The sequence below is a fragment of the Corynebacterium sp. LK33 genome (assembly GCF_014334955.1).
Classification (GTDB): domain Bacteria; phylum Actinomycetota; class Actinomycetes; order Mycobacteriales; family Mycobacteriaceae; genus Corynebacterium; species Corynebacterium jeikeium_D.
This window is the reverse complement of sequence record NZ_PDGU01000010.1, coordinates 1-10683: the sequence shown is the minus strand read 5'-3', so window position 1 is coordinate 10683 and position 10683 is coordinate 1. Positions and strand designations below refer to the sequence as shown.

The following is a 10683-nucleotide window of genomic DNA, read 5'->3' as shown; positions in this document are numbered from 1 at the left end:
GCGTCGGCGTGGGTAATGGACAAAAAGTGTGTCTGACTCTCAAGATGGTGACTGGTGAGAAGCCAAAAACTACGGGCTGCAAATGTGAAACTGTATGAGTTTATGACACTTTCAGGCCATTTTTCGAGCCATTTTTGTCATAAACGTAGTCAGTAACTCGCATCGCCCCAACGCCGCCAGCCATAAACGTAGTCAGTAACTCGCATCGGTGTCACTGGGGGAGAGGGTGGCTTTACCCGGGTTTGGTGGGGAGAGCTTTTGTCACGGTCTAGGTTGCCCCGAGACCCGGGGCTGGATGTCAGTTTTCAACTTAAAATATCTGCCATGAACTGGCGATTTGCTTATGTTCAGCGCTGTTCTGTAGAGTAACAACTCGTGCACAGCGCTGGTAGTCCAGAAAGTTGAGCACGGCATTTAAGGCCCTGTGGCGCAGTTGGTTAGCGCGCCGCCCTGTCACGGCGGAGGTCGCGGGTTCAAGTCCCGTCAGGGTCGCCACTTGATTAATTTCAAGTCTGGCCAGATAGCTCAGTCGGTAGAGCGTCCGCCTGAAAAGTGGAAGGTCAGCGGTTCGATCCCGCTTCTGGCCACAATTAATCCCCAGTCCGAAAACGGGCTGGGGATTCTTTGTTTTACCAGGTGTTTGTCGCGGGGATCGTCGTAAAGCAAAGTGCATCGAGCCGTGCGAAAACCTTAAAGTAGGGGAAATTAAACCGCGTACACACCCTAGCGGATAGGATGTTGTGCATGAGTAAGGAATTCGCCTCAGCAGGAACGCTGTCCCACGATAAGACGCTGCCGTGGGTCGTGCGCATCTTCGTCTACACGGATGCTGAGGGCAGCCAATCGGCTGCTGAGAAGGTTCGTGGGGTGCTCGCGGAACTGATTCCGGATCAGGAAGTCAACGTCTACGAGGATGTCATGCCCGATGTGGGGCGCACCTCTTCGCTCGCTGATTTGTGGGCGGAGGCCAACCCGGGCATGGATCCGGGGGATCGGAAGCGTTACCGCATCAGTGTGGTGGCTCCGGGGCTGTCTCACTGTGAAATGGCGGATTTGGCAGGCCCGCTCGCTGAGGCAGTCAGTCCTGGGTGGGCAGAGGGTGAGGCTGCGACTAAGGTCGCGAAGGGCGATGTCCCGTGCCGTGTCGCTGTCGGGCGTGCCGACGAGCACCCGGGCGAACCCCCACTAGTTCAGAATTAGCCGGGATTCGGAATTAATCCGAAGCGAGAGCTGTTATCTGGATTACATCCTAAGAGTCGTTTGCAATGACGACGCTTCACAACCACGAGAGGGAAGTGATTCCGAAAATGGCACACACTATTTCGCACGATGAGGCCGGTCAGCGCTATGTTCTCACCGTAGAGGGGGAAGAGGCCGGTTTTGCCGCTTACACCCCGGTGGAAGGTGCCCTGGATTTTGACCACACGGTTGTAGATGGCAAATTCCGGGGACAAGGCCTGTCCAAGCCGCTTATTGCCGGTGCGTTGGATGATGTTCGGAAGAACAACCGCAAGATTCGCACCAGCTGCTCCGCTGTTGCCAGCTTCGTGGAGAAAAACCCGGAATACCAGGATCTACTGGCTGACTAGGCACTGAAGGGCAAAGAAGACACAAAGAAGCCGACCGGCTGCTCACGATAGGAAGAGCAGCCGGTCGGCTTCTTTGTGTACAGCTAGTTTTAGGGCGGAGCTAGATAAAATCTCCGTCACCTTGCACGTACACTGCCGGATCACACAACGGCTTGTGCTCTTCGGGCTTGGCAGGGCGTACGCGGCCCGGAATTCCTATCACAATGGAATCGGGCGGGCAGCTGTGGGTGACCACGGAGTTTGCACCAATCGATGAGCCCGCACCAATTGTGATGGGACCAAGGACTTTCGCGCCAGCTCCGACGGTGACGTTATCCTCCAGGGTGGGGTGGCGTTTTACCTTCTCCAGTGAGCGCCCGCCGAGCGTCACGCCGTGGTAGAGCATGCAGCCGTCACCGATCTCTGCTGTTTCACCAATGACGATGCCCATGCCGTGGTCGATGAAGAACCTTCGGCCAATTTGAGCGCCCGGGTGAATCTCAATACCAGTCAGCCAACGGGAAAACTGCGCGAGTACTCGTGCAATGCCCTTGAAAATCCCGCCTCGTTTCCAGAGGCGGTGCGAGAATCGGTGAATCCAGATTGCGTGTAGGCCGGAGTAGACAATGGCATTTTCTACATCACTGCGCGCAGCTGGATCATGTGCGCGGGCATTGTCCAGATCCTCTTTGAGGATTCGGAAAAAGTCACTCATGGGCGTCAATTCTATCTGGTCGGAAGTGTGGACAATGCAAAAACCCGCTTGCCGACGGAAAGTGCCAGCTAGCGGGCTCTGCAGAGAAGGTTACGGACGCTTATAGCGCTTGGCTTTAGTCGCGCAGATCCTCGTACAGGATGGAGGAGACGTAGCGCTCGCCAAAGTCAGGAACAATCACGACGATGTTCTTGCCCTCGGACTCCGGGCGGGCTGCAATCTCGAGAGCAGCCTTGATGTTTGCACCGGCGGAAATACCGCCGAGGATGCCCTCGGCTGCAGCGACCTTGCGGGAGACCTCAATAGCGTCCTCGTTGGTCACCGCAATGATCTCGTCGAGAAGCTCCTGATCGAGAACCTCTGGGACGAAGTTTGCGCCCAGGCCCTGAATCTTGTGCGGGCCGGCGGTGCCCTCGGTCAGCAGCGGGGAGGCCTTCGGCTCGACAGCAACCAGCTTGATGTCCGAGTTGTGCTTCTTCAGTGCGCGGCCAGCGCCGGTAATGGTGCCGCCGGTGCCGACGCCAGCCACGAAGTAATCAACCTTGCCGTCGGTAGCTTCCCAGATTTCCTCACCAGTGGTTGCCTCGTGGATAGCCGGGTTGGCCGAGTTGGCGAACTGGGAAGCCAGGATTGCATTGTCGGTGTTAGCCACGATTTCGTTGGCCTTATCGACAGCACCGCGCATGCCATCCGCACCTGGGGTGAGTACAAGCTCAGCGCCGAATGCGCGCAGAACGACGCGGCGCTCCTGGCTCATAGTGTCCGGCATAGTGAGAATGACCTTGTAACCTCGGGCTGCGCCGACCATTGCCAGCGCGATACCGGTGTTGCCCGAGGTGCCCTCGACGATGGTTCCGCCCGGCTTGAGCTCGCCAGAGCGCTCGGCGGCATCGATAATTGCGTTGCCGATGCGGTCCTTGACCGAGTTGGCAGGGTTGTAAAACTCCAGCTTGGCAATCACGTTGCCCGGCAGGCCCTCGGTAACACGGTTGAGCTTAACCAGCGGGGTGTTGCCGATTAGTTCAGTGACATCGTTATAAATAGTCATTAATCTTATCCATTCCGGAAATCACAGAGGACTTCCTAATGAGTTTTCGCGTGTAGCCGTAGTGTACGCCTGATCCTGCAATTAGTACAGACCAGTTCGTCTATTTCATGGCTTGCGTAGGGAAGTGGAAGCTGTCAGTCCCGGTGCCGCCACCGTCATAGTCGCCGTGGCCGGCGCCGTCGCAGTCGCACCGCTATTTTCCCAATGCTCCTGCTCTTGCGACGTTAACGCTATCTCATTGCCTTGTTAGTCCTTACCTCCATTGTGAGGGTAAAGAGCATTAAAGCTTCTTAGAATCCACTATTCTGAGACGTGATTTACAGTGCACGGGAATGCCTTGTGAATAGGCAGCGGCCCTCGCCACTGTGATTGGGCGCGATTGCGGCCGTTATCTGCGTAAGCGGTTATATGCGATAACCGAAAACGCAGGCAATAGACCCGATGATTGCGATGCTTCGTCGAAGCCACTCAGAGGGACTCAAACCTTTGGGGAAGGAGGCGAGGCATTAATAGGAGCGTGAAGCTTTCCTCAGCCCATCAGCCAGGAGACCGACTGTAAATCATCCAATTCACATCCGCGAATTGGCGGTCGAGCGGTGCTGTCGAGGTGAATAGTGCCGCAGAAAGATGATTAACATCATGCATATTGCTGAGGGATTTCTCCCAGTCACTCATTGCATTGGGTGGGGTGTAGCTGCCGCTCCCTTTGTCATTCACGGCGCAGTTCAAGTCAAGCGCACTATGAAAGAGCATCCCGGTAGCGGCATGCTGCTCGGTGCAGCCGGTGCGTTTACTTTCGTGCTCTCCGCAATCAAGATTCCATCCGTGACGGGTTCCACTTCGCACCCGACAGGTACAGGTTTTGGTGCTGTAATTTTCAAACCTCCGGTGATGGCGCTGCTTGGTTCAATCGTGTTGCTCTTCCAAGCAATCTTGCTCGCTCACGGCGGCATTACGACGCTCGGTGCGAACATCTTCTCCATGGCAATCGTCGGCCCGTGGGTCGGCTATGCCTTCTACGTATTGACTCGAAAGCTCGGCGGAGGCCTGCTACCAGGTGTGTTTATAGCAGCGTTCTTCGCTGACCTCTCCACCTACGTTGTGACCTCTATGCAGCTCGCTCTTGCACACCCGGCAAACCCGGGCGGTGTTGGCGGCGCGCTGGCTACATTCCTCGGCCTGTTCGCTATCACGCAGATTCCGCTGGCAATCATCGAGGCGCTGGTCACCGTCATTCTCATGCGCACCCTGCTGGCCGTGGCACACTCTGAGCTCCTCGATCTCGGCTTCCTGTCCCGCTTCGGCGATGCGCCAGTACCGGCACCGGAGGCCAAGGCTGCAGACACCACGACCAACGCTGTTGCGGGGTCTGCCACTTCGCAGAATGCTGCAGCTGCATCCGTATCCGGCCAGAAGCAGTAGCCGTCGTCAAGCGAAAAGAAGCGAAAGAGAGCACGATTATGAATGCAAAAAACAACGCGCAGATTGTTGACGCACAGGCATCTAGCCAGCCGAAGAAGAACTCCGTGTGGATCAGCGTTGGTCTCATTGTCCTGGTAGTCGTAATTGCCATGTTCCCGCTGTTCTTCAACTACGGGGACGACGACGCCGAGGAGCCGTTCGCCGGCACTGATGCCACCGCTACGGAGACAATTCAGGAAATCGACCCGAACTACGAGCCGTGGTTCGAGCCACTCGTCGGCGAGCTGCCGGGTGAGGTCGAGTCGGGTCTGTTCGCGCTCCAGGCCGTTATCGGTGCTGGCGTCCTGTTCTACGTTATTGGCTTCTACCGAGGGAAGGCTGCTGCGCGTTCGGACAAGCGCGAGAAAGAGCAGTGAATGCGCTAGAAGCTGCAGCGGCGCGCAGCGCTTGGGCACGCCGCAACGTGGGTGAAAAGATTCTGCTGCTCGGTGGGCTGCTGATTCTGGCGGTTGCGCTACCGCCAATTCCCTTTGCGCCTGTCATTGCGGTCATTGCTTGGTCTATTGCGTACATAGCCCGAGTGCCCCGCAAGCTGTATGTGGCAATGGTGCTGGCACCGGCGGCTTTTGTGCTCGTCGGCGCGTTTCCGCTTTTGGTAGCGCTTACTCCCGACGGTCTCGCGTGGTCGCCGGATGGCCCGCAGCGAATGGCGCAGGTTGTGATGCGTTCGTTTGCGGGTATCAGCTGCACGATGGTCTTTGCGCTGACCACTCCGATTTCGGAGCTCATTGCCTGGCTCGACAAGCACGGCTTGCCGCGATACTTGACGTACCTCGCCGAGGTGATTTACCGGATGACCGGCGTGCTGATTCACTCCGCACACTCGATGACGGAAGCGCAAGCACGACGCTTGGGACACTCCACGCGCCGGGCGATGATCCGAGATGTAGCGGCACAGTCCGCCAGCCTCTTTGTCATTGCCTTTACCCGCGCGCGCAAGATGCAAGAGGGAATCGAGCTGCGCGCCGATCCGAGCGCAATGAAAGTACTGGTGATTTCGCGGCCCAGGCAGCCGAAGTTCATCGTGATATCCAGTGCATTACTGTTGTCGTTGATTGCGGCCTGGGCGCTGCTGAAATGGGGTGTATAGGGATGTCGAGCAGCAGGAAAAATCGCGCTGATCACGTACATGGTGCCAACGGTGTCATTGTCGAAGCGGCTGCAGTTACATACGCTTACGACGAAACCCACGTTCTGAAAGGCGTGGATCTGGCAATTTCGGGTGGCGAGCGCCTAGCGCTGTTGGGGGCAAACGGTTCGGGCAAGTCCACGCTGTTGCGTATGCTCGCGGGAGCGTCTAAGCCCAATAGTGGTGAGGTTCGCCTTGACGGCACCGCCTACAAGTACTCCCGGCACGGCCGCAATACGGTCCGCCGCTCAGTACAGATGGTCACGCAGGATCCGGATGAGCAAATCTTCGCGGCTAGCGTGTTCGCAGACGTCTCTTTCGGCCCCGTCAACCTGGGGATTAAGAACGAGGAAGTCGAGCGGCGCGTCCGGGAGGCCCTAGGTACCGCCGAGGTCACCGATCTCGCCGAACGCGTTCCGCACCAGCTTTCCTATGGTCAGCGTAAGCGCGTCGCTCTCGCAGGCGCGCTGGCGATGCACCCACGTGTGTTGCTTCTCGACGAACCCTCCGCCGGCCTCGATCCGCAGGCGACACGAAAGCTTGCACACACGCTCAATCAATTGCGCGATCAGGGCACGGCCGTCGTCGTCGCCACGCACGACATCGACTTCGCGTGGAATTTCGCCGATAGGGCAGCAGTGCTTGCCGACGGCAAACTGCGAGTTGGCTCCAAAGAGGAAATTTTGGCCGATCGACGGTTGGTCGAACATGCTCGATTGGCTTTGCCCTGGGCGCCCGTGGTCTCCAAGGCGATTGGGCGAGATGTGTGGCATCCAGAGGATGTTTAGGCGAGCGGTTTGGTTGGTGAATAGCTCATCGATATGTGCAGCTAACCACGCTAAAAATGAGAAAAGCGCCCGCGGGCAGGGCGTAATGCCTATGAAAATAGGCCTAGAAATATAGGCGAAGCTGTCGCATTTCTTCGCTTCCATTTCACGTCACACCTGTCCGCGGGCGATCTCCGTGGCCGTGGCACTTTGCAGTGCCCTCGGCGCATCAGGCAGGTATTCGGACTTTCTGGCGTGACCGACAATAAGGGGATGACGACTGCCGCAAGCTTCAATGCTTACGTGCAGATCCTTATTATCAATTTTCCTACTTTTCGCCGCTTCCCAAGGTTGAAATAACCTCAGTGCCGTTGGCGAATTTTGTTCCAGATTACCGCTGCGGGACAGTTCCGGAATTGCACCGGATTCCCTCTTGCGTTTGCTGTGCACCACCTTCGGACAACCACGTGGAGGACGTAGCATTGAAAGTGGAACTCAACAAAACCTGTTGCATGTATGACAATAGCGCACGATGCAAAATAAGCGAAGGTCTTTTTCGAAAATGTCCGCATTGGGGGTAAAACGCCGTTCATTACCCTCTGTTATCAACATTCACGCAGTTTGTTAGCGGAAAAATAGCTACCCCCTGCCTTGTATTTATTCGGCCGAGGCGGGGCTAATGACAGGATTTATCCTGGTATTTTCTTTACGTACTTGTAGAGAAACCTAGTTGTTTCCTAAGATTGTGTGACGGATGCCTTAATGCAGGTGTACCCGTTCGGAGGGTACTATCTACTTTGTACGGTTTACAGCCCCCGAAAGGGTCAGTGGCCGCTGAGCGGTAGTTGGCCATTTCGTAGGAGTGTAAGTCGGCGCGAAGTCACAGGCTGATGGTGCCTCTGTGGGTGCCAGTGAAGCAATTTGCCCGTTACGCAGGAGGACGCGAGATGGATCCCCACCGCATTCTGGACGACAATGAGGTTATTAAGTCGTCCTTGGTCGCCCTAAAGAATGCGACTGGTATTCCGGTCACAATGTATGCGGAAGTCACCGATAACTCTAAGATGCAGATCAACAACTGGGTTGGCCTGCGTACTCCGGCCCTGCAGAATCTGACTGTGGAATCGGGTGCGGGTGTCGGTGGTCGCGTGTTGGCCACGCGCCGCCCGGTGGGTGTCAGTGACTACCTGCGCGCCAAGGTTATTACCCATGAGTATGACGACAAGATTCGTGACGAAGGCCTGCACTCGCTGGTCGCCGTGCCGGTGATCGTTTCGCGTCTTGTCCGTGGCGTGCTCTACGGTGGCGTGCACTCCTCGGTGCGCCTGGGGGACAAGGTTCTTGAAGAGGTCACAATGACCGCCCGTTGCCTGGAGCAGGACCTCGCTGTCGTCGATGCCTGCCGCAACATGGATCGTTCGGGCAACGGTAAGGGCGGCCGCATCATGAATGGCGCTGAGTGGGAGCAGGTTCGCTCCACGCACTCCAAGCTGCGCATGCTCGCTAACCGTGTGGATGATGAGAAGCTGCGCCAGGAGCTCGAGGTGCTCTGCGATCAGATGGTCACCCCGGTTCGCGTCAAGCAGACCACCAAGCTGTCGGCTCGTGAGCTCGATGTTCTCGCCTGTGTCGCCCTCGGTCACACCAACGTCGAGGCCGCAGAGGAAATGGGCATCGGTGCCGAGACGGTTAAGTCCTACCTCCGCTCCGTGATGCGCAAGCTGGGCGCCCACACTCGCTACGAGGCCGTCAACGCGGCCCGTCGCATCGGCGCACTGCCGTAAACCGCTTGACGACGGTTCCTTTGCGCCCAAACCCGCGGGTATTGGGGTAGTCAGTTCTGCTACTTGACCCGCTACTTACCCCCTGCTTGCCGCTGGGCTTCGCGCTCACCACCGGGGATCCACTTAACGTCGTTTCCGTCATTGGCCACTCTCGAAAGAATAAACAACAGGTCAGACAAGCGATTGAGATACTTCGCCGGTAGGACTGAGGTGGTTTCGGGAAATTCGCGGCAGGCAGCCCATGCTGCACGCTCGGCTCGGCGAGTAATCACCCGAGCTGTGTGTAGCAGTGCTGCGGCTGGTGTGCCTCCCGGGAGGATGAAGGAATCCAGTTTCGGCAGTTGTTCATTGAATTGGTCGCACCAGTGCTCGAGTCGCTCGATGTAATCCGGCTCGATACGCAACGGCGGGTACTTCGGGTTTTCTTCAATAGGTGTTGCCAGGTCGGCTCCGGCATCAAATAGGTCATTCTGCACGTAGCGAATGACAGCCGAGATTTCGTCGTCAAGCGTGCCGAAACTGAGCGCCTGGCCGAGTGCGGCGTTGGCCTCCTCGCACGTGGCGTAGGCGATAAGGCGAGAATCATCCTTGGGAACGCGGCTGAAATCGGATAATCCAGTGGTGCCGTCGTCGCCGGTGCGAGTGTAAATGCGAGTTAGATGAACGCTCATAGCTTCAAGCCTAAGCGCGATATTGCGAAATGTGGTTGGCTGGGGGAGTGGGAAATGAGCGATTTCTGGTTAAAGGCGGAGCGACGCTAAATGGTCAGGTTCAGATTTCCGGGGCGAAGAACTCGGTTCTGAAACTGATGGGTGCGGCGCTTCTCGCCGAGGGCACGACAGTACTGACGAACTGCCCTGAAATTGACGACGTGCCATTGATGCAAAAGGTCCTCGAAGGGCTCGGCTGCTCCGTGACGCGCGAGGGCGACCGGATTGAAATCACGGTGCCCGAAGAACTCTCGCATCACGCCGATTTCGATGCCGTGCGCCAGTTCCGCGCTTCGGTCTGTGTGCTCGGGCCGCTGACGGCGCGTACCCGTAACGCGATTGTCGCACTGCCCGGTGGTGACGCTATTGGTTCCCGCCCGCTGGACATGCATCAGGCTGGCCTGGAGAAATTGGGAGCACGCACCTATATTCACCACGGTTGCGTGGTGGCTGAGGCGGGGCGACTCAAGGGGGCGAACATCAAGCTGGACTTCCCGTCCGTCGGCGCGACCGAGAATATTCTGACCGCGGCCGTACTAGCGGAAGGTACGACTGTGCTGGATAACGCCGCCCGTGAGCCCGAAATTGTCGACCTGTGCGAGATGCTCGTGGAGATGGGCGCCAAGATTTCGGGTGCGGGATCTAACACCATCACGGTTGAGGGCGTAGAGAAGCTGCACCCGACTGAGCACAAGGTTGTCGGCGACCGAATTATCGCAGGGACCTGGGCTTATGCTGCAGCGATGACCGGCGGCGATATTACGGTCGTTGGCATTAACCCTAAGTACCTGCACCTTCCTCTGGAAAAACTGAAGAACGCAGGCGCTCAGGTCGAGACCTACCCGCAGGGCTTCCGCGTGCGTATGGACAGGCGTCCGCAGGGTGTGAACTATCAAACGCTGCCATACCCAGGCTTTCCGACGGACATGCAGCCCATGGCCATTGCTCTGTCCGCGGTGTCCGAAGGGACGTCAGTGCTTACCGAGAACGTTTTTGAGTCGCGCTTCCGGTTTGTCGACGAGATGATTCGCCTCGGCACGGACGCGACTATCGATGGCCACCACGTGATGATTCGCGGAAAGGAAACGCTGAGTTCCGCACCTGTGTGGTCTTCGGACATTCGCGCCGGAGCGGGACTAGTGCTTGCTGGGCTGTGTACTGAAGAAGGTGACGTCACTGAGGTGCACGATGTCTATCACATCGACCGTGGCTACCCGGGCTTCGTAGAGACACTCAATTCTCTTGGCGCATCGGTTGAACGGGTTAGCTAGTGATTGTTGGCCTCTGGTCAATGGCTAACGGCTAAGCGCACGGTGCTAGTTAAACGCGCGGTGCGGAAAACCATCGCAAGTCTTCGGTTCTGGATGCTTCAGAACCGTAGGGAGTGATTCTCCAGTGGTGGCTTGTGGTGGTTTTCGCTATTTTACCTGGGGTTTTGTGTCTTTGGTGGGGTGTGTGTAATGTATCTGGAGGTCAGCGT

The 10683-nt window shown here is 57.3% G+C and carries 11 protein-coding genes, 2 tRNA genes and 2 riboswitches; of the genes, 10 read left to right on the top strand and 3 right to left on the bottom strand.

Annotated features, from left to right (window positions below):
* The first annotated feature begins 418 nt into the window (after positions 1–418).
* The 4 genes from CRD20_RS03305 (at position 419) to CRD20_RS03290 (ending at position 1589) form a co-directional block, all read left to right on the top strand.
* A tRNA-Asp gene (locus CRD20_RS03305) sits at positions 419–495 on the top strand.
* 19 nt (positions 496–514) lie between these two features.
* Positions 515–587: transfer RNA gene (locus tag CRD20_RS03300), tRNA-Phe, on the top strand.
* 157 nt (positions 588–744) lie between these two features.
* On the top strand, positions 745–1200 hold the full coding sequence (locus tag CRD20_RS03295) for a hypothetical protein (protein WP_049190265.1): 456 nt from the start codon (positions 745–747) through the stop codon (positions 1198–1200).
* A 107-nt stretch (positions 1201–1307) separates the two neighbouring features.
* On the top strand, positions 1308–1589 hold the full coding sequence (locus tag CRD20_RS03290) for a GNAT family N-acetyltransferase (RefSeq protein WP_187404822.1): 282 nt from the start codon (positions 1308–1310) through the stop codon (positions 1587–1589).
* 100 nt (positions 1590–1689) lie between these two features.
* On the opposite strand, the gene epsC is transcribed toward CRD20_RS03290, so the two are convergent.
* Together epsC and cysK are read right to left on the bottom strand one after the other, a co-directional pair.
* Positions 1690–2283, bottom strand: coding sequence for a serine O-acetyltransferase EpsC (epsC, locus tag CRD20_RS03285; protein ID WP_005511963.1), 594 nt, complete (start codon positions 2281–2283; stop codon positions 1690–1692).
* Between the two features lie 115 nt (positions 2284–2398).
* Positions 2399–3331 carry a cysteine synthase A gene (cysK, locus tag CRD20_RS03280; RefSeq protein WP_187404821.1) on the bottom strand — a complete coding sequence of 311 codons (933 nt, stop codon included), beginning with the start codon at positions 3329–3331 and terminating at the stop codon, positions 2399–2401.
* Positions 3332–3634: 303 nt separating this feature from the next.
* Positions 3635–3904, top strand: a riboswitch (cobalamin riboswitch).
* A 66-nt stretch (positions 3905–3970) separates the two neighbouring features.
* Here cysK and CRD20_RS03275 point away from each other — a divergent pair.
* From CRD20_RS03275 to ramA, 5 genes are all read left to right on the top strand, one after another.
* Positions 3971–4753 carry an energy-coupling factor ABC transporter permease gene (locus tag CRD20_RS03275; protein ID WP_187404823.1) on the top strand — a complete coding sequence of 261 codons (783 nt, stop codon included), beginning with the start codon at positions 3971–3973 and terminating at the stop codon, positions 4751–4753.
* Positions 4754–4791: 38 nt separating this feature from the next.
* Entirely contained in the window at positions 4792–5169 is a 378-nt protein-coding gene (locus CRD20_RS03270) for an energy-coupling factor ABC transporter substrate-binding protein (protein ID WP_187404820.1), read from the top strand.
* Entirely contained in the window at positions 5166–5903 is a 738-nt protein-coding gene (cbiQ, locus tag CRD20_RS03265) for a cobalt ECF transporter T component CbiQ (protein ID WP_070549912.1), read from the top strand. The genes CRD20_RS03270 and cbiQ overlap by 4 nt, the downstream gene beginning before the upstream one ends.
* A gap of 2 nt (positions 5904–5905) precedes the next feature.
* Positions 5906–6730 carry an energy-coupling factor ABC transporter ATP-binding protein gene (locus CRD20_RS03260; protein WP_070429046.1) on the top strand — a complete coding sequence of 275 codons (825 nt, stop codon included), beginning with the start codon at positions 5906–5908 and terminating at the stop codon, positions 6728–6730.
* A gap of 193 nt (positions 6731–6923) precedes the next feature.
* Positions 6924–7181, bottom strand: a riboswitch (cobalamin riboswitch).
* A 475-nt stretch (positions 7182–7656) separates the two neighbouring features.
* Entirely contained in the window at positions 7657–8493 is an 837-nt protein-coding gene (ramA, locus tag CRD20_RS03255; protein WP_005511953.1) for an acetate metabolism transcriptional regulator RamA, read from the top strand.
* A gap of 71 nt (positions 8494–8564) precedes the next feature.
* Here the strand turns inward: ramA and CRD20_RS03250 are convergent, their stop codons facing one another.
* Positions 8565–9164 carry a cob(I)yrinic acid a,c-diamide adenosyltransferase gene (locus CRD20_RS03250; protein ID WP_049173053.1) on the bottom strand — a complete coding sequence of 200 codons (600 nt, stop codon included), beginning with the start codon at positions 9162–9164 and terminating at the stop codon, positions 8565–8567.
* 47 nt (positions 9165–9211) lie between these two features.
* On the opposite strand from CRD20_RS03250, the gene murA reads away from it, so the two are divergent.
* Positions 9212–10474 carry a UDP-N-acetylglucosamine 1-carboxyvinyltransferase gene (murA, locus tag CRD20_RS03245; protein ID WP_239272592.1) on the top strand — a complete coding sequence of 421 codons (1263 nt, stop codon included), beginning with the start codon at positions 9212–9214 and terminating at the stop codon, positions 10472–10474.
* The last annotated feature ends 209 nt before the right edge of the window (positions 10475–10683 follow it).